Origin of the sequence: Streptomyces sp. NPDC002564, from assembly GCF_042889645.1 — a bacterium.
Taxonomy (GTDB): Bacteria; Actinomycetota; Actinomycetes; order Streptomycetales; family Streptomycetaceae; genus Streptomyces.
In genome coordinates, this window is record NZ_JBIARE010000003.1 from 317,656 (window position 1) to 337,563 (window position 19,908).

Below are 19,908 nucleotides of genomic sequence, written 5' to 3' on the forward strand. Positions count from 1 at the left end.
CGCCGCTCCATATAAGCGCCAAACGCGAGAAAGGCTGCCACCGCGACTGTTCCAGCTCGGCTCGGTCAGGGAGTCGGGGGTGCGAGGCCGGTGCGGTGGGCCAGGACCACGGCCTGGACGCGGTCGCGCAGGGCGAGTTTCGCGAGGATGCGTGACACGTAGGTCTTGACGGTCTCGGGGGACAGGGAGAGTTCGGCGGCGACCTCGTTGTTCGTCAGACCGAGCGCGACCCGTCGGAACACCTCGAGCTCACGCGGGGCCAGCGCCTCGATCACGGTGTCGCGTTCGGCGTTGCCGGGCCGGAGACGGTCGGCGTGGTGGCCGATGAGGTGGCGCGTGACGGCGGGCGCGAGGAGTGCGTCGCCGCCCGCCACGGTCCGGATTCCGTTGACCAGTTCGGCGGGCGCGGAGTCCTTGAGGAGGAAGCCGCTGGCTCCGGCCTTCAGCGCCTCGTAGACGTACGCGTCGACGTTGAAGGTCGTCACGACAAGGATCTTGGGCGGGTCGTCCGCTTCGGGACCGGCCAGCTGCCGGGTCGCGGCGATGCCGTCGAGGAGGGGCATGCGGATGTCCATCACGACGACATCGGGCCGCAGCAGCCGCGCGAGCTGGACGGCTTCGTGCCCGTTCTCGGCCTCGCCGACGACCACCATGTCGGGCTGCGCGGAGAAGATCGTGGCGTAGCCGGCACGGACCAGGGCCTGGTCGTCGCAGACGAGGACGTGGAGGGGCTGCGATGCCTGGTTCACAGGGATGCTCCTGGCCGAGTGGGGAGGGTGGCGCGGACTTCGAAACCACCCGTGGGCCGGGGGCCGGCGTGCAGTTCGCCGTGCAGCGCCTGTACGCGTGCGCGCAGCCCGGAAAGCCCGCGTCCGCCCCCTGGGAGGGCTTCGGTGGGAGGGACCTGCGGGCCATCGGTGATCACGGTGACCTCGATCTGCGTGGCGGTGTGCCGGACGGATACCGAAGTGGGCTGTCCCGGGGCGTACTTCATCGCGTTGGTGAGCGCCTCTTGGACGGTTCGGTAGGCCGTCAGTTCGATGTCGACCGGGTGCGGTGAGGAAGCTCCGTGCTCGGTGAACTCGACGGGCTGGCCGGACCTGCGGGCCTGTGCGACGAGTTCGGCCAACTCCCCCGTCGCGGGCGCCCGTTCGTCTCCCCTCGGCGCCGCCGCCCCGTCGCCCGTCGCTTCGAGGACGTCCAGCATGCTGCGCAGTTCGGTCAGCGCGCGGCGGCCGGTGTCACTGACGGCGATGAGCGCCTCCGCCGCTCGGCCGGGCGCGCCGGGTATCAGGAACTGCGCCGCGTCCGTCTGGATGACCATGGCGGTCACATGGTGGGTGACGACGTCGTGGAGTTCGCGGGCGATGCGCGCCCGCTCGGTCGCGGTGGCGACCTCGGCCACCAGCCGACGGCGTTCCGCCTCGTGCGCCCGGCGCGCTCGTACGGCTCGGCCGAGGAGCCAGAATCCGGCGAGCGCAAGGTGGAAGGCGAGGAAGTCCATCGCCCCCTGCGGGGATCCCAGGTGGTGCAGCAGTACGGCCAACGCGGCGTAACCCGCGCTCGCCGCGGCAGGCAGGACGCGTCGGTGGTCGGCCTGATGGGCGCCTGCCGAGTACAGCGCCGCGTACAGGCCCAGGCTGCCGAACGTCGTCGCGTAGCCCAGCGCCTGATGGACGGCGAACGCGCCGGCGATGGCGGCGAGGCAGGCCGCGGGACGGTGTCGGCGGCCGACCAGCGGCAGCGTCTGCGCCAGGGTGAGCGCGACACTCGTTGCTCCCGCCGGGCGTTCGGGCAGGTCCCCGATCTGTGCGCCGATGGTCGACAGGGTGGGGATGAAGGCGGTCAGAGTGAGGAGCAGCGCGAGCAGGCCGTCGCGTACGAGGGCGTCGTGACCCCTGGTCCAGCGATACCGCGCACCCGGCATACCCGGCATACCCGTCCACACGGTCCGAGCAGTGGTCATGTCGCACTCCTGCACGTCCGGTCGTCCGGTCTGCTCGGTGTTCAGCGGGGGGCGGTGCGGGTGAGCCGGGGCCATATTGTGCCCCGTCGGCGGGCCTGGACGAGCATCGGGACGATGATCAGGATGCTGAGCAGGACGGGCACGGCGGACGCTTCCAGCCCGAAGTCGCCGCCGGTCAGCGCCGAGGAGCCGTGGGTCTGCACGTTGAAGAGGCCGTCGGGGGTGTGCCCCGACAGCGGCACTCCGGCCAGTTGCTGCACGGTGTTCCAGGTGAAGTGCAGGCCCGCGACGAACCAGATGCTGCGCCGCCACAGGAACGCGACGCCCAGCAGCACCCCTGCCTCCACGGCGATCGCCACCGCCCCCCACAGGCCGGCGTCCTCCCCGCCCAGGTGGGCGGCGCCGAAGAAGACCGCGGTGACAGCGATCGCCACCGCGCTGCCCCACCGCTGTTCCAGTGCCTGCAGGGCCAGCCCCCGGAACATCAGCTCCTCGCAGACCGCGGCATTGATCTGCGTCATGACCGCCGACCACACCAGCGGTACGACGCTGTGACCGGCCCAACTGAACGAGTAGCCGCCGAGGACGGTGACCAGGCCGAGGACGATCAGAATGAACGCCAGCCCGACTCCGCCACCGAACAGGGCCTCCCGGAGGGCACCGGCCCGGGCGATCTCCGGCGTGGCGCGCAGCGCCAGCCGGCGCATCACCCACGCGTACACGGCCACCGCCCCGATCGCGCCCAGGGCCGGCACCGGCCCGGGGGCGGTGGCGGTCAGGCCCGCGACGAGGCCGATCCCCAGCAGCCCGCACACGACCCAGCCCAACTGCGCGTGTGCGATCCGGCCGAGTCGGCCTCTCGGTCCGCCCTTCGCCTTCGCCGACGCCTCCGCCGACGCCTCTGCCGGCCCGGGCGGCGTGCCGTGCGGATCGGCCGACGACGAACTCATGGTTGATACCTTCCTGGCAGCGGTGACCGCGTCCCGCGGCCTGACGGACACGCTAGGAAAGCGTCGACGAAGGCGAATCCCCCTCCACGGGACAGCCCGTGTAGCTCGCACGGGGGATGCGGCCGGAGCGAGGGTCGGCACTCGGGCCTCGGCCCCGCGGACCCATGAGGTAGGAAGACACCCGTGACCGAAACGCCTCGGACCGCGTCCCAGCACGCGTTCATCGCCCTCGCGCCCCCCGACGACGCGAAGAACGAGCTGGCGCACGCGCTGAGCCCGGCCTGCACCGCCTACCCCGACCTGCGCTGGAACCGCATCGAGGACTGGCACATCACCCTGGCTTTCCTGGGCGAACTGCCAGTACGGACCGTCCAGCGGCTTCGCTCGCCCCTCGCCGACCTGGCGGCCGCCCACTCCTCCCTGGAACTGGCGCTGCTCGGTGGCGGACACTTCGACGAGCGAGTGCTGTGGAGCGGCATCGAGGGCGATCTCGACCAGCTCCACGAGCTGGCCGGAGCGGTGCGAGCGCAGGTCAGGGACTGCGGCATCGCCTTCGCGGAGCGTCCGCTGTTCCCCCACCTCACGCTGGCCCGCGCTCGCCGGTACGACACCACGTCCGTGCCGGCGGCGGCCGCCTGCCTCGACGGCTTCACCGGACGTCCTTGGCGGACCGAACGCCTCCACCTGGTCGGCAGCACGGTGAGCGGCCACGAGGGCCCGCGGCGCTATCAGGACGTCGACGCATGGACCCTGGTGACCGGGCACAGGCATAGCGACCCGCTACCGCCTCGGGCTCCTCGCACAGGAGCGCAAGGACGGTCATGAGGGCCCGGACGGTGCGGGCTCCGTGATGATGCGGGCTCCTGACGATGCGGGCTCGTGACGATGCCGACTCAGCCCTCAGGCGCCCTGAATCCGGTTGGGCGGCCACCCGTCCGGACGCCGTAAGCGTCTGGGCCGGTACGCCGGTCACCCACCCGGGCCCGGCCCGGGGACTCCGAGCGCGTGGCCGGGTGGCGCGCCCCCCGTATCGGACGCGCTCGGGCACCATGGGTGCATGCCCGAAGGAGACACGGTCTGGCACAGCGCCCACCGCTTGCACGCGGCCCTCGCCGCACGTGTGCTGACCCGGTCCGACCTACGAGTCCCCCGGTTCGCCACCGCGGATCTCACCGGCCGGACGGTCCTCGAAGTCGCCCCGCGAGGCAAGCACTTCCTGGCGCGGATCGAGGGCGGGCTCACCCTCCACTCGCATCTGCGCATGGAGGGATCCTGGCGCATCTTCGCTCCCGGCCAACGCTGGACCGGGGGCCCCGATCACCAGATCCGGGCCATCCTGGGCAACAGCGAGCACACCGCCGTCGGCTACCGCCTCCCGGTGCTCGAACTCATCCGCACCGCGGACGAGTCGAGTGTCGTGGGCCACCTGGGCCCCGACCTCCTGGGCCCTGACTGGGATCCGCAAGAGGCGGTACGGCGACTGACGTCCGACCCGTCGCGGCCGCTCGGCGAAGCACTCCTGGACCAGCGCAACCTGGCAGGCATCGGAAACGTGTACAAAGCAGAGCTGTGCTTCCTGGCCCGTGCCACCCCCTGGCTCCCCGTCGGCGAACTGCCGGACGAGGTACCGCTCCGGCTCGTATCCACCGCGCATCGCCTCCTGGAAGCCAACAAACACCGTCCGGACCGCCGCACCACCACGGCACGCGCGACCGGAGCCGCCCTGAACACACCGGGCCAGGAACGGCTGTACGTGTACGGGCGGGAGCGGCGTCCGTGCCCCCGCTGCGGCAACCGAATCCGACGGGCCGAACCGCAGGGACAACAGGACCGCGTCTCGTACTGGTGCCCCTCGTGCCAGACCGGCCCGCCCCCACCCGACTGACCCATACGTCGACGACGCTGCTCCGCCACCCGCACGCTCCGGTGCGCCCCGGCCCATTCCCCGGCCCATTAGGGTCCGGATCATGACAACACTCCATACGGGCAGTGCCTTCGACTCGCTCCGCCTGGACGCCGTGTCCGACCAGGAGGGGTTGCGCCGGGCCTACGAGTTCCCCAAGGACGCGGCCTTGCGCAAGCAGATGACCGAACTGACCGACCAGACACGGCGGTTGATCGGCTGCTCGTCACTGGTCTTCGTCGCCAGCGCGGACGCCGAGGGCAACTGCGACGTGTCCCCGCGCGGCGGCCCCGCCGGGTTCGTCTCCGTCCTGGACGCACGCACGGTGGCGATACCGGACGCGACCGGCAACAAGCGCCTGGACACCCTGCAGAACGTGATCGCCACCGGCCGGGCCGGACTGCTGTTCTTCATCCCGGGGCGCACCACGACGCTCAGGGTGAACGGGCGGGCCTGCGTCTCCACCCGCCCGGAGTTGCTGGCGCAGCTGACCGCGGTGGGCAAACCGCCCGCCAGTGCGCTCGTGCTGGGGATCGAGGAGGTCTACCCGCACTGCCCCAAGTCACTTCTGCGCAGCGGCGCGTGGAAGCCGGAACAGTGGCTGCCGGCCGACGCCCAGCCGACGTCGGCCGAGGTGACCCTGGCCCAGCTGCGGATGCCGGACCTCACGATCGCCGACATCGAGCAGGCAGAAGCGGACTCACTGAAGTACCGGTACGAGTAAAGGAGTCCGCCGTCCCGCAGGACGGTCGGCTGCCGGCCGACGGTCGGCAGCGACATGCCCGTGGCGGCCGCGAGCCCGGAGGAGGCGTGGGACAGACACGCTGCCCAAGACACCAGTCAGGACCACAAGGCCACAAGGCCACAAGGCCACAAGGCCACAAGGCCACAAGGCCACAAGGCCACGCTAGTCCTGCTGCACCACCTCCACCTTGCCCTTCCCGTCGTAGATCCGGATGGAGCGCAGCTCTCCCGAGGGGCCGGGGTCCGTCGACGTGCGGGTGAACCAGAGGTGGTCGGAGCCGGCCGCCTTGTGGAGGTCCGGCTCGGTCGTGCCGCCGCCGTACTCGTAGGCCACGCGGTCCGTCCTGGGGCCGACGTGGCCGACGGTGATCTCCCTGCCCTGCAGCTCGAACTCCACCGAGGCGAAGCTCAGTCCGTCGTCGCCGCCCGGGTCCTCGTCCTGGAGGCCGAAGGACGGCACCTTCTGCTTGCCGTCGCCGCGCACCACGATCGCGTACCAGGGCTGGTCGAAGTCCGGCACGGGGTCCGTCGTCCGCTCGTCCCAGACGCCCGCCTCCGTCATCGCCTTCTTCTGCGCGCGTGCCTCCGCGTCGTCCCGCGGGGCGCCCCACATCTGCAGCTCGATCCGGAGCACCTTCCCGGTGTCGTCGCGGAGCTCCGTCAGGGGCGTGAACTGCGGGGCGTAGACATGCCGCTCCCGGGCCGTGCCGCCCTGCGACGGGGGTGTCTCCCCGTCCCCGCCGTCCACCACGGCCAGCGCCAGCGAACCGGTGGACCCGGCGATCGTGACGGCCGCGAGCGCACCGATCACCCAGCGGCGCGCCTTCCTGCGCCGGCCGCCGCGCAGCACCGCCTCGTACGGCACGGCGCCGATCTCGATCGCCGCCGCCGCGTCCGCGAGCCGCGGGGCGATGTCGTCCCGCGCCGTGTCGTACCCCACCGTGTCCTGGTCCCTGGTCATGACGTCTCCCCTCGGCTGCCGACCTTCTCGGCCAGTGCGGGTATGGCACGGAGCTTCGCGATCCCCTTGGCGGCATTGCTCTTCACGGCGCCGACGGAACAGCCCATGGCCTCGGCGGTCTGGGTCTCGCTCAGGTCTTCCCAGTACCGCAGGACGACCGCTTCGCGCTGGCGGACGGGCAGCAGGGCCAGGGCGCGCAGCAGCGCGGCCCGGTCGTCCGCCTGTGCCATGCGGTCGCCGTGCTCCGGTCGGTCGAACACCGGCGCCGCGTCCTGCGGTGTCAGGAACTCCTTGAGCTTCTTGCGGTGTCTGCGCGCATGCGTGTTGATCATGATCCGGCGCACATACGCGTCCGGATCACCCGCGGTGCTCACCCTGCGCCAGGACACGTACGTCCGCTCCAGGGACGACTGCACCAGGTCCTCCGCCGCGTGCCGTTCCCCCGTCAGGAGATACGCGGTGCGCATCAACTGCGACCAGCGGTTGGTGACGAAACCCTGGAACTCTCCGTCCACGGCCTGCTTCGGCTCCCCCATGAATGCCTCCTTGCACAGTGGAGTCCATGAGGTGCCCGAACCGTTGCCTCTCCCCGTACCTCTCCCGGCCGCTGCCCGCCGTTCCCCTCCGCTTCACGTCACCGAACCGACCGCGGAGCCGCTCCCTCAGTCGTCCGCCGGCGCCCGGCGCCTGCCCGGCATCCACACGAGCAGCACCACGACGCCCGCCAGCAGGATCAGCCCGCTCGTGCGGAACGCCATCGCGTACCCGTCGGTGAGCGCCTGGCGCGACGTCGAGCCGTGCATCTGCGCGGCCGCCACCGTGGACAGCACCGCGAGGCCGAGCGCGCCGCCCATGGTCCGCGAGGTGTTGACCAGACCGGAGACGAGTCCCGCGTCGCCCGGCCTGGCGCCCGACGTGGCGAGCGAGGCGAGCGGCGTGGTGGCGAGGCCCGCGCCGAACATCATCACGATGCCGGGCAGCAGGATGGCGGTGACGTAGGCGCCGTCGACCGTCATCGTCGACTGCCAGCCGAAGCCCGCGGCGGCCACCAGGATGCCGAGCGCGGAGACGGTCTTCGCGCCGAGCACCGGCATCAGGCGCGGCGCGAGCATCGAGCCGAGCACCACGGTGAACGAGGACGGCATGAGGGCGAGGCCCGCCTTCAGCGGGGAGTAGCCGAGGACGTTCTGGGAGTAGAGCGTCATGAACATCCACATGGCGAACATGCCGGCCCCGCACACGAACATCGCGGCGTTCGCGGCCGACACCGTGCGCACCCGGAACAACTTCAGCGGCATCAGCGGCATCTTCGTGCGCGACTCGACGACAAGGAAGGCCGCGAGGAGCGCGAGGCCCGCCGTCAGCGGCACCAGCGTCGCGGCCGCCGTCCAGCCCTTCTCCTCGGTCTGCACGATGCCGTACGCGAGGGTGGCGAGGCCCGCCGTCACCAGGACCGCGCCCGGCACGTCCAGGCGGCGCGTCCGGTCGGCCTTGCTCTCGGTCAGCCAGGCCATGCCCGCGACGATCACCAGGGCGCCGATCGGCACGTTGATCAGGAGCACCCAGCGCCAGGAGAGGAGGTCGGTCAGGACGCCGCCGACCAGTCCGCCCGCCGCGCCGCCGCCCGCGCCGACCGCGGACCAGACGCCGATCGCCCGTGCCCGCGCCGGGCCCTCGGGCACCGCGGAGGTGAGGAGCGTCAGGGTGGAGGGGGCGAGGACCGCCGCGCCGAGGCCCTGCAGGGCCCGTGCCGCGAGGAGCTGCCACTCGGCCTGCGCGAAGCCGCCGCCGAGCGAGGCGGCGGTGAAGAGGCCGAGCCCGACGAGGAACATGCGCTTGCGCCCGAAGAGGTCCCCGGCCCGGCCGCCGAGCAGCATGAACCCCGCGAAGGCTATGGAGTACGCGTTGACCACCCATTGCAGGCCGACGGCGCTCATGCCGAGGTCGGCCCGCATCGACGGCAGCGCGGTGTTCACCACGGACACGTCGAGGACGACCAGGAACTGCCCCGCGCAGGCGGTGAGCAGGACCGCCCACACCGGCACGGATCTCCTCGGCGTACGGGAGGGGGCCGGGGAGCCGGAGGAGCCGGGACCGGAGGGGTCGGTACCGGAAGAGCGGGTGGAGGTGGCGGGGGCGGAGCCTGGGGCGGCCGGGTAAGAGGTGGAGGGCGTCTGGACCATGACAGCCATCCTCTCAAGCGAGACTCGAGCGATGCATCGGGAATTCGCTGGACAAGACCTCGGCCGACAGGCCTAGGACCTCCCTTCCCCCACTCCCGCCCCTCCCTCTACTTCCGCAACACCGTCACCACCGCCGCCCCGCCCAGGCCGATGTTGTGCGCGAGGCCCACCCGCGCGCCCTCGACCTGACGGGCCTGCGCCTCGCCGCGCAGTTGCCAGGTCAGCTCGGCGACCTGGGCGAGGCCCGTCGCGCCGAGCGGGTGGCCCTTGGAGATGAGGCCGCCGGAGGGGTTCACCACCCACCGGCCGCCGTACGTCGTCGCGCCGCTCTCGACGAGCTTCCCGGACTCGCCGGGCGCGCACATGCCGAGCGCCTCGTACGTCAGGAGCTCGTTGACGGAGAAGCAGTCGTGCAGCTCGACGACGTCCACGTCCTCGATGCCGAGTCCCGACTCCTCGTACACCCGGCGGGCCGCCTCCCGTGACATCGGCAGGCCGACGGCGTCGATGCACGAGCCGGACGCGAAGGACTCGCCGGTGTCGGTGGTCATGGCCTGGGCGGCGATCTCGACCGCGCGGTCCGCGAGGCCGTGCCGGTCCACGAACCGCTCGGAGACGACGACCGCCGCCGCCGAGCCGTCGGAGGTCGGGGAGCACTGGAGCCGGGTCAGCGGGCGGTGGATCGTCTTGGCGGCGAGCACCTCTTCGACGGTGTAGGCGTCCCGGAACTGCGCGTACGGGTTGTTCGTGGAGTGCCGGTGGTTCTTGGCGCCGACCGCGGCGAGCTGCGCCTCGGTCGTGCCGTACCTCTCCATGTGTTCGCGGGCCGCGTTGCCGAAGATCTGCGCGGTGGGCGGGGTCATCTCGAAGCCGTGCCGCTCGGCCATGATCCCGTAGTGGCGGGCGACCGGAGACGTCTTGAAGTCGCCCTCGCCCCCGCCGCCCAGCGAGCCGCGCGCCATCTTCTCGAAGCCGAGCGCGAGCACGCAGTCGTTCAGGCCGCCCTCGACGAACTGGCGCGCCATCATCAGCGCGGTGGCCGCGGTCGCGCAGTTGTTGTTGACGTTGTAGACGGGGACGCCGGTCAGGCCCAGTTCGTAGACGGCGCGCTGGCCGGCCGTGGAGGCCTGGAAGCAGTAGCCGACGGGGACCTGTTCGACCTCGTCGTACGCGATACCGGCGTCCGCGAGCGCCTTGCCGCCCGCCTCCTTCGCCATGTCCCAGTACTGCCAGTCGCGCGTCTCGGGCTTCTCGAACCTGGTCATCCCGACACCGACGATGTACGCCTTCATCTTCTCCCGTTCCTCTCCGATTCCGTTGCTCGCCGTCACGTCAGTCGCGCGGCAGGCCGAGGAGCCGCTCGGCGACGACGTTGAGCTGGACCTGGGTGGTGCCGCCCGCGATCGTCAGGCAGCGGGACATCAGGAAGCCGTGCAGCGCCCGCTCGCCCGGCCCCTCGCGCAGGGCGCCCGCCGGGCCGAGGAGTTCCAGGGCCAGCTCGGCGACCTTCTGCTGGTGCGGGGTCTGGACGAGTTTGCGTACGGAGGCGCCCGCGCCCGGCTCCGCGCCCGCCACCTGCCGGGTCGTGGTGCGCAGACCGATGCAGGCGAGGGCGTGCGCCTCCGCGGCGAGCGCGCCGATGCGGGCGCGCACGGCGCCGTCGAGCTCGCCCGCGCGCGCGATGAGGGCCTCCAGGCCGGTGTCGAACGTCAACTGGTCGGCCATGTGGACGCGTTCGTTGCCGAGCGTGTCGCGTGCCACCCGCCAGCCGTCGTCGACCTGTCCGACGACGGCGTCCTCGGGCAGGAACACGTCGTCGAAGTACACCTCGTTGAAGAGGGAGTCGCCGGTGATCTCCTTCAGGGGGCGGATGTCGATGCCGGTCCCGCCGCCGGAGCCGCCAGAGCCTGCAGGCCCCTCGCGGCCCGGTGCGCCACCGGAACCGGAGACAGCGGAATCCGCACCGCCGGAAACCGCCGCCTTCATGTCCACCAGGAAGTACGTGAGCCCCTTGTGCTTGGGGGCGTCCGGGTTCGTGCGGGCCAGGAGGATGCCGTGGTCCGCCCACTGGGCCGCGCTCGTCCACACCTTCTGGCCGTTGACGCGCCAGCCGCCCTCGACGCGCTCGGCCCTGGTGCGCAGGGACGCGAGGTCGGAGCCCGCCTCGGGTTCGCTGAAGAGCTGGCACCAGAGGAGTTCGCCGCGCAGGGTGGGCGCGAGGTAGCGCTCCTGCTGCTCCGGGGTGCCGTACGCGAGCAGCGAGGGGATCACCCAGGTGGCGATGCCCAGGTCGCCGATCTTGACACCGGCCTCCTTCAACTCCTCCTGTACGACGAGTTGTTGGACGGGACCCGCGCCCAGGCCGTAGGGGGCGGGCAGGTGCGGGGCCGCGTAGCCGGTGGGGGCGAGGGCCTTGCGGGCGGCGGCGGGATCGAGACCTCGGGCCGGGGCGATCGCGGCGCGCGCGTCGGCGCGGTAGGCCTCGGCCTCGGCCGGGAGTTCCAGGCGCAGTTCGCGCCGGGCGCCGCCCTCCGCGAGGCGCACGGCGCGCAGCCGGTGCGCGTCGCCCGCGCCGAGGAGCTGGCGGGCGACGACCGCCCGGCGCAGGTAGAGGTGGGCGTCGTGTTCCCAGGTGAAGCCGATGCCGCCGAGGATCTGCACGCAGTCCTTGGCGCAGGTGTGGGCGGCGTCCAGGGCGGTGCCCGCGGCGAGCGCGGCGACCAGGCCGCGCACCTCGCCGGGCAGCGCGGGGTCGTCGGCCGCGCGGGCCGCGTCCCAGGTCAGGGCGCGGGCCTGCTCGACGCGGACCAGCATGTCGGCGCAGAGGTGCTTGACGCCCTGGAACTGTCCGATGGGGCGGCCGAACTGCTCGCGCACCTTGGCGTGTTCGGCGGCGATGTGCAGTGACCGGGCGGCGGTGCCGCACGCGTCGGCGGCCAGCACGGTGGCGGCCAGGTCGCGGACGGCCGCCCCGTCGACGGCGAGCACCCGGTCGGCCGGGACGTGCGCGGACCGGGCGCTCACCTCGGCGGTGGGCCGGGTCGGGTCGGCGCTCTCGTGCGGGCGCACGGTCAGCGCGGCGGCGTCGACGGCCAGCCACACCGGGCCCGTCGCGGAGGCGGCGGCGAGGAGGAGCAGGTCCGCGTCGGCGCCGGAGAGGACGGGGGGCGCGGTGCCGTCCAGGACGTAGCCGTCGGGCCCGGGGACGGCGGTGAGGGTGCCCGGGTCCAGGGCGACCGCACCGATCCGGGTGCCGCACGCCAGGTCGGCGAGCAGGGCGTGGGCGCCCGCGCGGTGCAGCACCAGGGTGGCCAGGGAGCTCGCCAGGAGCGGTCCGGGGAGCGCGGCGGCGGCCGCCTCCTCCAGGACGACGGCCAGGTCGAGGAGGTCGCCGCCCCCGCCGCCGTGCTCCTCGGGCAGGTGGACGCCGAGGAGGCCCTGTGCGGCGAGCCCGTCCCAGTGGGCGGGACGGCCACCGGGGAGGGCCCCGCCGCCCGGGTCCGGGGCGGCGTCGAGCAGTGCGCGTATCTCGTCGGGCGGCACCGCGCGGGCGATCCAGCCGCGCACCGCCGACGCCAACTCCCGCTGTTCCCGCGTGATTCCGATCCCCATGCGCATCCTTGCCGGTAGCAGCTGCCGGGACGGCGCCAGAGTAGAACACGTTTCAATCTGACGGAAGGTCAGATACGCGCCGGGCTCCCGGTCCGGCTCAGCGGAGCACCCCTGTCTTGTCTCGCTGAACTCTGCGAAGTCCGGGCACAGGTTTCGAGGGATCTTGCGAGGTCCCGCGTTACCTTGCGAGCGGACCTGGCGTTAGACCACCCGTGGAAGCTGAGTTACGCGTGCTGGCCGACGGCGCAGAAGGGCCGCCTTCTGGCGGATTCGAGGTCGGGTACATCGAGCCGGACGGGTCGGAGTTCCAGCGACCGCTGGCCGATGTGTGGTCAGTGCAGTTCGAGGGCGTCGCGCCGGTACGCGCGTTCAAGTCATAAAAAGGGCAGCGGCATCTACCAGGGCTGTGGTGGTCATCGACGGTGGGCGGACACATCGGGTACGAGTCCTGGCTGGAGCGTGATCACGTGATGCTGCTGGACTTTGACCCGTCCGTGGTGGGGGTGTCGTCACAGCCGTTCTGGCTGTTCTGGATGTCGGGAAACGGCAAGGGCCTCTCGCACGTGCCGGACTACTTCGCACGGCGGGACGACGGCTCCGCAGTGGTGCTCGACTGCCGCCCGGCAGAGCGACGCCAGCCTCGAGACTTGGAGAAGTTCGAGGCGACGCGGGCGGCCTGCGATCAGGTGGGGTGGGAGTTCCGCCTGGTGGGGGCGCCGGACGAGATCCTGGTGAGGAATGTGAAGTGGCTGGCAGGCTATCGGCATCCGCGCCATCTGGTGGAGCCGATCGCATCCGGGTTGCGGAAGGTATTCGCCGCACCACGCCCGTTGATGGACGGCGCCATGATGGCGGGAGATCTCATCACCGTGCTGCCGGTGCTGTTCCACTTGTTGTGGCTCCACGACCTGTCGGTGGATGTGAGGGCTCCGCTGCATGCCGCGGCGATGGTGTCACCAGGAACGGTGCAGTGATGGCTGGCGGGAGGGCTTCGGTACTGCGCCCCGGTGACTGGGTCATCTACGCAGACGGCGACCACCAGGTGGTGGCCTTGGCTGGAACTTCAGTGCGGCTGCGCTCTCAGGACGGGGTGGAGTCGGTGGTTCTGGCCTCGTATCTGATGGCCTCCCCCGGCTTCGCGGTCACAGGAACAGAACCCCCGGCAGCTGTCGAGCCGTTCGGCCTGTTGGACAGCCTTCCGGAGTCGGTGCTGGCGGCCGCGCGGGAATGGGAACGTCACGTCGTGGAGGTCGAGACTGGGTTGCCGCCCGCGACCGATCCGGGAACAAGGCCGCGACGGGAGTACGACCCGGCGGAGCGGACTCTGACCGAGCGTGATGCGGCGAAGGCAGACGAGTTGGGGATCGGCGTCCGTACTGTCCAGAGCAGGCGGGCTCGCTATGCACGTCAAGGACTGTGGGGGCTGGTCGATCAACGCACGGTTCGTGAGTGGGAGGCCACGGGCCGAGCGGATGCACGACTGATCGATGCAATCCGCCACGTGATGGACAACGAGACAGCTGCCTCGACCGGCACCCGGTCACGGCTGATACGCCGAGTGATCAAAATGTTGGAGGACGTGCACGGGCCAGGTACCGTGCCGCTGCCCAGCAGGAGCACGTTCTACCGGCTTGTCGATGTCCTTTCCATCGGCCGGCACACCTTCGGTTCTGCCGTCACCCGCCGCCAGATGGCCAACCGGCCTGAAGGCCCGTTCACTCCGACGTTCGCGGACCGTCCCGGGGAACAGATGCAGATCGATTCCACCCCGCTGGACGTGATGGTGGTGCTCGATTCTGGGCTGACGGCCCGCGCGGATTTGACGATCGCTGTCGATGTTGCCACCCGCACGATCTGCGCCGCCGTGCTGCGGCCGATGGGCACGAAGGCGGTGGACGCCTCGCTGCTGCTGGCCCGGATGCTGGTGCCGGAACCGATGCGGCCGGGCTGGTCGAAGTCGCTTCGGATGGCGGCTTCGAGGATGCCGCACCGGCGCTTGCTGGACGTGGACGCGCGGATGGAACAGGCCGCCGCGAAACCGGTGATCGTGCCGGACACTGTCGTCATCGATGGCGGGAAGGTCTTCATCTCGGAAACCTTCATCCGTGCCTGCAACCGACTCGGCGTCTCAGTCCAAAGAGCACGTCCTCGCACACCTACAGACAAAGCCATCGTGGAGGCGACTTTCTCAGCGATCAACACCATGTTCTGCCAGCACGTCGCCGCTTACACGGGCCCCAACGTCTCCCGCCGGGGCGAGCGGGTGGAAGCGCACGCGGCTTGGACGATTCCCGAACTCCAGGACTTGCTGGACGAGTGGCTTCTCGTCGGGTGGCAGATGCGGCCTCATGACAGCCTCCGCGATCCTTACCGACCCAAAGCAGCGATGTCACCGAACGACAAATATACGTCTCTGGTGGCAGCCAGCGGCTACCTGCCGTTGGTCTTGCATGGTGAGGACTACCTGGAACTGCTGCCGGTTGCCTGGCGGGCGGTCAACGACTACGGAATCCGAATCGACCACCGCACCTACGACTGCGCAGACCTGGGGCCGTGGCGGCGCCAGCCCTCCGGGATTGTCGCCAAGCGCGGACTCTGGGAGGTGCACTACGACCCCTACGACCTGTCCCGAGTGTTCGTACGCACCAAGCACGGATGGATCACCGCCCCCTGGATCCAACTACCGCTAATCAACGCTCCGTTCGCGGACTTCACCTGGCAGCACGCACGCCGCCTGGCCGTCGAAGCCGGATTGGACGACACCAACGAAGAAGTGGTCGCCCGCGTGCTGGACGAGCTGCTGAGCCGGGCTGAGCACGGCCCCGACAAGCGCGCGGTCCGCGTGTTGGACCGAACCCGAGCGGCGGTCGCCATCCCCGCACTTGCCAACGAGCCTGAGCCCGACATGCCCCCAACGATCGAGCCGCTCGCCCCCGTGGCCTCTTTCGGTGTCTTCGACGCTCATGCGGAAGCCGAAAGGTGGCTCTGAGCATGGCTGTCCCTCCCACGACTCCGGTCAGAGAAGAAGCACAGCAGGGGTTGCCGCCGGACAGCCCGCTGACTACCAAGGAGGGCTGGCGACAGTTCGTTGAACACGAACCGATACCTCCTGCTCTCTTATCGGCCGATGAGCGGGCAGCGTTGAGCGAGCGGCAACGGATGCGTGTGGACGACCTGCGCCGCGAGTATCATGCCGACCTCCCGCTGGTGAACACCCCGACCATCCGCAAGGTCGTCGTCACCTCCCGCCTGCTGGTGCAGCTCAACCGCCAGCAGATCTCTGCCCGCCGTGGCGTCATCCTCAGCGGCGCTTCGGGCACCGGAAAGACCACCGCGCTGTCCCAATTGGGGCGGGCCCATGAACTCGCCGTCCGCAGGCGTCATCCTCGCGACCGCAACCGGCTGCCAGTTCTCTACGCAACGGTCCCGCCGGCGGCCACCCCGCGACTGCTCGCGGTGGAGTTCGCCCGGTTCTTCGGCCTATCCTTCCCCGCACGGTCCAACATCACCGACGTCGTCGACGCAGTCTGCGCGACCGCCGCCCACGTCCACGTCGACCTGGTGTTGATCGACGAACTACACAACCTCAACCTGGCCAGTCGGACCGGCGCCGAAGCCTCCGACCAGCTCAAGTACTTCGCCGAGCGGCTGCCCGCCACTTTCATCTACGTAGGCATCGACGTCGAGGCCCAAGGGCTGTTCGCCGGCACCCGAGGACGACAGATCGCCGGACGCTTCACAGTCATCCCAGCGTCCCCGTTCTCCTACGCCGCCAACGAGGACCGCGACACCTGGAAGGCGTTGGTCCAGACCTTGGAATCCATGCTCAGGCTGCACCACCATCCGCCTGGAACCCTCCCCAGCCTGAGCAAGTACCTCTTCCACCGCACCGGCGGAATGATCGGCAGCCTCTCCCAGCTCATCCGCGGCGCTTCCGTCCTCGCCATCGAGGACGGAAGCGAGCGCATCACCGAAGACTTCCTGAACATCGTCCCGATCGACTACGCCGCCGAACAGTCCGAGAAGCTCACTGCACCGGCCAAACCCGCAATCCGACGCAGGCGCGCGGCCTGATGGTCATCCGCCGCCTGCCTGACCCGGTCCCGCCCGTCCGCCACGAGATCACAGGCTCCTACGTCGCCCGGCTGGCACGGATCCACGGCATGGATTTCGGGACGCTGTGGGATCAGATCTCGCAACCGATCAAGCCCCAAAGCAGCGTCCGCCGACTGATCCCAGCACAGCTCGTGATGCTCACGGGGCGCTCCCTCCATCAGCTCGCTGGCGCCCTTCCCGAGCTTCGGACACCAGCACCCGATTGGCACGCCTTTCGGCATGAACCGCAACCCGCCTGCCACATCTGCACAGCGCGCCATCCCGGCGGACCCGTCCTTCAGCTACTGCCACACCACCGCTACGTCTGTGTCCGCCACCAAATCTGGATCGGCCCACCAGATGTCGACCACCTCACCACGTCGCTGACCGAACTACCCGAAGTCGCCCACGCCCAACGACGTCACCTGCGGCTGCTCCAGCGTGCTGGCTGGGCTGTCACCTACGACGCCGTCCTCACCGCGATCCTCATGTGCGGGCAACTCTGGTCCCGCCCCTCTAAGGAACCTTCCGGCGCCTGGTATGAGTGGGTACGGCGCGCCAACATCCTCATCCCGCCGGGGACATCAGAGTCGTCCTTCTCCACCGCCAGGCTCTGCGCTGCCGTCTATCCCGAGGCCATCTCCCTCGCAACACGTCTGGCCTCCCCGCACTGGCGCCTACAAGCCCAAGGCACGTGGACCGACCGCACCCAGTTCGACATGGAGATCGCGCAGCTCCTGGCCCACCCCACCTACGAGCGGGACCGTCTGCACGACCCGATCAGCCACTGGGCCGACGCCAATTCCCGCCGCCCGCCCGTCGCTCCCATCCGTCTCTTCACCGACAGGAAACCGACCCGCACCCCACACCTCTACAAGCTATCTCTGCACGCCGCCACGCGCCGAACTCAGCAACGCCACGCCCGCGAGTTCGACCCGACCAGCCGGGCCGTCGACGCACTCGTCATGCACCGCCATGTCGCATCCGTTTACCGGCGCGCTTGGAACCCCGTCCGGGTGTCCACCTATCCACATCGGCCGCCCCACCCGCACTACTTCGGCGTCTGACCTCCGCACACAGCACACTGCGGCTACTGCCGGGAGCTCCGTGTCCTGGCCGTCATGCAGCTGGTGGTGGAGGCTTGGCGGAAGAGTCGGCGACGCCAGCTGTCAGGTCGTCTCGATTATCCAGCGGAGGAACAGGACCCGATGCGGGGTTCTCAAGGCGTTGCGATCAACGTCACCGACCGGGAGTGGAGTACTTGGTAAGAGCCCGGCGCCTGCACGGCTTGGAGAGCCTGAAGGAGGACCGCCTGGGCTACTACGGCACCCCGCAGGGCAAGAACCTCCGCGACATGATCCGGAACGTCCGCGAGTCGGTCAAGACCCACTGCACATCGGTCCTGCTAATCGTGGCTGGACGGTAGGACCGAGGCCTTGTCAGCGAGCCGGGAACCTGCCGCCAAAAAGAAGATCGAGGTAGTAGAAGGCCGTGGCTGGGTCGTTGTTCTTATGAGCATCGAGGGCTTTACGGGCGCGTACTGCACCTGTGCTCAGCTTGGAGAGGGCGATCACCCCGTTGGCTGGCGTCGAATAGGCGCTGAATCTACCGGCGGCCCCTCTGGGGTCGTTCATGGCCGCAAGTTGGATCTTGTGGAGATACTCCAGCAAGCCACACATATCCCAGACAGGGACGAAAGATGACAACGTCGATACGTACTGCGCTGCCCGCATCTCCAAGTAGAAAGAGGAGACGGGGACGTTGTTGTAGTACTTCCACGCCTTGGCCAATCGGGCCAGCTTCTTCGCACCTCCCGCGACATGGTCCAACTTGTTGATCTCGTTGACGTAAGCAAGGTGCGCTGTCGGGGCGGTGTCCATCCACCCGCTCGCGGCCCCGGGGATGTCGTACACGGGTGTCTTCTGGTCCCCACGGGTCGTGATGAATCCAGGTAGCACCTCCCAGGTCTCCGTCCCTTGCTTGAACTTGACCACCACAGTTGGCCTGCGAACCACAACCTCGGTGTACGGGAAGCTGGATTGAAGAGCTGACTTCACCCAACCCAACGCCGTATCAGAACTGTTGGGCCGAGGCCCCTTGATGCTGACGAGTAGGTCCACGTCGCAGTAGCCACGTACCCCGGTTCCGTGGCCGAAGGATGAGCCGATTTCACGGAAGAGGTGAACACCGAACGCTTGGCTAAGTGAAGTCTCGACGCTGGCCCTGTGTTTCGCTGCGGCCTCGCGCTGCGAAGCCAGGGGGACCAGGCGCGTGAAGAAGGTGTCAAATCCTGCGTCTACGGAAAGTGCCATGAGCTGCCTACTGTCCTGTCGTGGGTGTGCTCTCGTCCGCTACGTATGACTGACCACCGGCGTCGATGTTGGCTTTTGCCCTCCGGTACGACCGCCGATTCGGCGGTTCGGCCGTCTTGTTCTGCTCATCTCGCCGCGCAGTCAGTTCGGCCAGAGCGTTGCGAGCCTCGTCGAGAGGCCAGGTAGGGAGATCGATCTCCCGCGCCTGTCGGGCGGCGGTTTGGATCTCCAAGTACGCGTTCGCCGCTGCTGCAGCTTGATTCATGCGATGGGACGCGTTCACTGTTGTCAGGATGGTCCCGAAGCCCGCTGACGCAAGAGCCAGGATGCCAGCAGCTACACGGCCAGTTGACTCGACCAATGCGGTCGTCCCAGCCACTGCAGCAAGGAGGCTGGCGGGCAAGCCCAGTCCGAGGTTGACACCCCGCCACTGCTTTGTCTGTTCGAACTGCATCTGGGCGCTGTACATGGCACTCTCTTCGAGTCGCTTGAACTCAGCCTCGATCGCCTTTCGACGCCTGGTGTCGTCGGTCTCACCATCCGCTTCCATGGGCACACGCTAGTCGGAAGGGTCGGTTGCGTCCCGACGAGTTGTGGGTCACCGACATCACGCAGCACCGCACCAGGGAAGGATGAGTCTACTGCGCGGCGGTCCTGGACGCGTTCAGCCGCAGGATCGTGGGCTGGTTTATCGGCTCACGGCAGGACTCCCCCCTCGTGGTCAACGCGCTGGACATGGCCATCCACAACCGCCGCCCCGAGCCGGGCAGGATCGTTCACGCCGATCACGGAACCCAGTTCACCTCCTGGGTCTTCGGGGAACGGATCCGCTCCGCCGGCCTCCTGCCGTCGTTCGGCACCGTCGGCGACGGCCTGGACAACGCGATGATGGAGTCGTTCTGGTCCTCCATTCAGACCGAGCTGCTCAACCGCAAGCGCTGGAAGACCCGGGTCGAACTGACCAACGCGATCTTCGAGTTCATCGAGATCTTCTATAACCGCCATAGACGACATTCAGCACTGGGCTACCGCACCCCCATCGAGTACGAACTACTCTCCGCACAAGACACCATCCACGCCGCCAGTTAGCCATCGCAGCTGGAACCCAAACCGTGGGGCAGGTCATCTGAACTGGCTTGACCTGTGGAGCGGATGGGCCCGATCTTGGCCGATGTCACTACT

Annotated in this window: 18 protein-coding genes and 1 pseudogene; 9 read left to right on the top strand and 10 right to left on the bottom strand. The window is 69.5% G+C overall.

Annotated elements, in window-relative coordinates; genetic code table 11:
* Window positions 1-65 precede the first annotated feature (65 nt).
* The 3 genes from ACFYXE_RS12970 to ACFYXE_RS12980 are packed head-to-tail and all read right to left on the bottom strand — an operon-like array spanning window position 66 to window position 2,916.
* Entirely contained in the window at window positions 66-749 is a 684-nt protein-coding gene (locus tag ACFYXE_RS12970; RefSeq protein WP_361177906.1) for a response regulator transcription factor, read from the bottom strand.
* Window positions 746-1,966 carry a sensor histidine kinase gene (locus tag ACFYXE_RS12975; RefSeq protein WP_389311863.1) on the bottom strand — a complete coding sequence of 407 codons (1,221 nt, stop codon included), beginning with the start codon at window positions 1,964-1,966 and terminating at the stop codon, window positions 746-748. Before ACFYXE_RS12975 ends, ACFYXE_RS12970 begins: the two co-directional genes overlap by 4 nt.
* A gap of 41 nt (window positions 1,967-2,007) precedes the next feature.
* Entirely contained in the window at window positions 2,008-2,916 is a 909-nt protein-coding gene (locus ACFYXE_RS12980; protein WP_389311865.1) for a CPBP family intramembrane glutamic endopeptidase, read from the bottom strand.
* Window positions 2,917-3,099: 183 nt separating this feature from the next.
* Between ACFYXE_RS12980 and thpR the strand changes: the two genes are divergently transcribed.
* From thpR to ACFYXE_RS12995, 3 genes are all read left to right on the top strand, one after another.
* Window positions 3,100-3,741: an RNA 2',3'-cyclic phosphodiesterase gene (thpR, locus tag ACFYXE_RS12985; RefSeq protein ID WP_389311867.1), complete on the top strand. Its 642-nt coding sequence runs from the start codon at window positions 3,100-3,102 to the stop codon at window positions 3,739-3,741.
* A 232-nt stretch (window positions 3,742-3,973) separates the two neighbouring features.
* Window positions 3,974-4,801, top strand: coding sequence for a DNA-formamidopyrimidine glycosylase family protein (locus tag ACFYXE_RS12990; RefSeq protein WP_389311869.1), 828 nt, complete (start codon window positions 3,974-3,976; stop codon window positions 4,799-4,801).
* Between the two features lie 82 nt (window positions 4,802-4,883).
* Window positions 4,884-5,543, top strand: a complete 660-nt coding sequence (locus tag ACFYXE_RS12995; protein WP_389311871.1) for an MSMEG_1061 family FMN-dependent PPOX-type flavoprotein — start codon at window positions 4,884-4,886, stop codon at window positions 5,541-5,543.
* Window positions 5,544-5,726: 183 nt separating this feature from the next.
* Here ACFYXE_RS12995 and ACFYXE_RS13000 read toward each other — a convergent pair whose 3' ends face one another.
* The 5 genes from ACFYXE_RS13000 to ACFYXE_RS13020 all read right to left on the bottom strand — a co-directional run bounded on the left by ACFYXE_RS13000 (window position 5,727) and on the right by ACFYXE_RS13020 (window position 12,319).
* Window positions 5,727-6,524: a hypothetical protein gene (locus ACFYXE_RS13000; RefSeq protein WP_389311873.1), complete on the bottom strand. Its 798-nt coding sequence runs from the start codon at window positions 6,522-6,524 to the stop codon at window positions 5,727-5,729.
* A complete protein-coding gene (locus tag ACFYXE_RS13005; RefSeq protein WP_361177918.1) occupies window positions 6,521-7,060 on the bottom strand; it encodes a SigE family RNA polymerase sigma factor in 540 nt (179 codons plus the stop codon). Before ACFYXE_RS13005 ends, ACFYXE_RS13000 begins: the two co-directional genes overlap by 4 nt.
* 126 nt (window positions 7,061-7,186) lie before the next feature.
* Window positions 7,187-8,569, bottom strand: a complete 1,383-nt coding sequence (locus ACFYXE_RS13010; protein WP_389311876.1) for an MFS transporter — start codon at window positions 8,567-8,569, stop codon at window positions 7,187-7,189.
* 245 nt (window positions 8,570-8,814) lie between these two features.
* Complete coding sequence (locus ACFYXE_RS13015; RefSeq protein ID WP_389311878.1) at window positions 8,815-9,999, bottom strand: lipid-transfer protein; 1,185 nt, start codon at window positions 9,997-9,999, stop codon at window positions 8,815-8,817.
* 40 nt (window positions 10,000-10,039) lie between these two features.
* Window positions 10,040-12,319, bottom strand: coding sequence for an acyl-CoA dehydrogenase (locus ACFYXE_RS13020; RefSeq protein WP_389311880.1), 2,280 nt, complete (start codon window positions 12,317-12,319; stop codon window positions 10,040-10,042).
* Between the two features lie 422 nt (window positions 12,320-12,741).
* Between ACFYXE_RS13020 and ACFYXE_RS13025 the strand changes: the two genes are divergently transcribed.
* From ACFYXE_RS13025 to ACFYXE_RS13045, 5 genes are all read left to right on the top strand, one after another.
* Window positions 12,742-13,293, top strand: coding sequence for a TnsA-like heteromeric transposase endonuclease subunit (locus ACFYXE_RS13025; protein ID WP_389311882.1), 552 nt, complete (start codon window positions 12,742-12,744; stop codon window positions 13,291-13,293).
* Complete coding sequence (locus ACFYXE_RS13030; protein ID WP_389311884.1) at window positions 13,293-15,308, top strand: Mu transposase C-terminal domain-containing protein; 2,016 nt, start codon at window positions 13,293-13,295, stop codon at window positions 15,306-15,308. The genes ACFYXE_RS13025 and ACFYXE_RS13030 overlap by 1 nt, the downstream gene beginning before the upstream one ends.
* A gap of 2 nt (window positions 15,309-15,310) precedes the next feature.
* Window positions 15,311-16,393 carry a TniB family NTP-binding protein gene (locus ACFYXE_RS13035; RefSeq protein ID WP_389311886.1) on the top strand — a complete coding sequence of 361 codons (1,083 nt, stop codon included), beginning with the start codon at window positions 15,311-15,313 and terminating at the stop codon, window positions 16,391-16,393.
* Entirely contained in the window at window positions 16,393-17,481 is a 1,089-nt protein-coding gene (locus tag ACFYXE_RS13040) for a hypothetical protein (RefSeq protein ID WP_389311888.1), read from the top strand. Before ACFYXE_RS13035 ends, ACFYXE_RS13040 begins: the two co-directional genes overlap by 1 nt.
* A gap of 185 nt (window positions 17,482-17,666) precedes the next feature.
* The gene (locus ACFYXE_RS13045) at window positions 17,667-17,840 is read left to right on the top strand and encodes a hypothetical protein (protein WP_389311890.1); all 174 of its coding nucleotides are present in this window, start codon (window positions 17,667-17,669) and stop codon (window positions 17,838-17,840) included.
* A 13-nt stretch (window positions 17,841-17,853) separates the two neighbouring features.
* Here the strand turns inward: ACFYXE_RS13045 and ACFYXE_RS13050 are convergent, their stop codons facing one another.
* Window positions 17,854-18,726, bottom strand: coding sequence for a nucleotidyltransferase (locus ACFYXE_RS13050; RefSeq protein ID WP_389311892.1), 873 nt, complete (start codon window positions 18,724-18,726; stop codon window positions 17,854-17,856).
* 7 nt (window positions 18,727-18,733) lie between these two features.
* Window positions 18,734-19,276 carry an SLATT domain-containing protein gene (locus ACFYXE_RS13055; protein WP_389311894.1) on the bottom strand — a complete coding sequence of 181 codons (543 nt, stop codon included), beginning with the start codon at window positions 19,274-19,276 and terminating at the stop codon, window positions 18,734-18,736.
* A 23-nt stretch (window positions 19,277-19,299) separates the two neighbouring features.
* On the opposite strand from ACFYXE_RS13055, the pseudogene ACFYXE_RS13060 reads away from it, so the two are divergent.
* Window positions 19,300-19,815: pseudogene (locus ACFYXE_RS13060) on the top strand (IS3 family transposase); the annotation flags it as partial.
* Window positions 19,816-19,908 lie beyond the last annotated feature (93 nt).

Excerpts from the sequence above, each read along its gene's own strand:
- ACFYXE_RS13000 (WP_389311873.1), bottom strand. The coding sequence starts at position 6,524 with ATGACCAGGGACCAGGACACGGTGGGGTACGACACGGCGCGGGACGAC.
- ACFYXE_RS12980 (WP_389311865.1), bottom strand. The coding sequence starts at position 2,916 with ATGAGTTCGTCGTCGGCCGATCCGCACGGCACGCCGCCCGGGCCGGCA.
- ACFYXE_RS13020 (WP_389311880.1), bottom strand. The coding sequence starts at position 12,319 with ATGGGGATCGGAATCACGCGGGAACAGCGGGAGTTGGCGTCGGCGGTG.
- ACFYXE_RS13035 (WP_389311886.1), top strand. The coding sequence starts at position 15,311 with ATGGCTGTCCCTCCCACGACTCCGGTCAGAGAAGAAGCACAGCAGGGG.
- ACFYXE_RS13005 (WP_361177918.1), bottom strand. The coding sequence starts at position 7,060 with ATGGGGGAGCCGAAGCAGGCCGTGGACGGAGAGTTCCAGGGTTTCGTC.
- ACFYXE_RS13055 (WP_389311894.1), bottom strand. The coding sequence starts at position 19,276 with ATGGAAGCGGATGGTGAGACCGACGACACCAGGCGTCGAAAGGCGATC.
- ACFYXE_RS13030 (WP_389311884.1), top strand. The coding sequence starts at position 13,293 with ATGGCTGGCGGGAGGGCTTCGGTACTGCGCCCCGGTGACTGGGTCATC.
- ACFYXE_RS12995 (WP_389311871.1), top strand. The coding sequence starts at position 4,884 with ATGACAACACTCCATACGGGCAGTGCCTTCGACTCGCTCCGCCTGGAC.
- ACFYXE_RS12990 (WP_389311869.1), top strand. The coding sequence starts at position 3,974 with ATGCCCGAAGGAGACACGGTCTGGCACAGCGCCCACCGCTTGCACGCG.
- ACFYXE_RS13050 (WP_389311892.1), bottom strand. The coding sequence starts at position 18,726 with ATGGCACTTTCCGTAGACGCAGGATTTGACACCTTCTTCACGCGCCTG.
- ACFYXE_RS12975 (WP_389311863.1), bottom strand. The coding sequence starts at position 1,966 with ATGACCACTGCTCGGACCGTGTGGACGGGTATGCCGGGTATGCCGGGT.
- ACFYXE_RS13015 (WP_389311878.1), bottom strand. The coding sequence starts at position 9,999 with ATGAAGGCGTACATCGTCGGTGTCGGGATGACCAGGTTCGAGAAGCCC.
- ACFYXE_RS13040 (WP_389311888.1), top strand. The coding sequence starts at position 16,393 with ATGGTCATCCGCCGCCTGCCTGACCCGGTCCCGCCCGTCCGCCACGAG.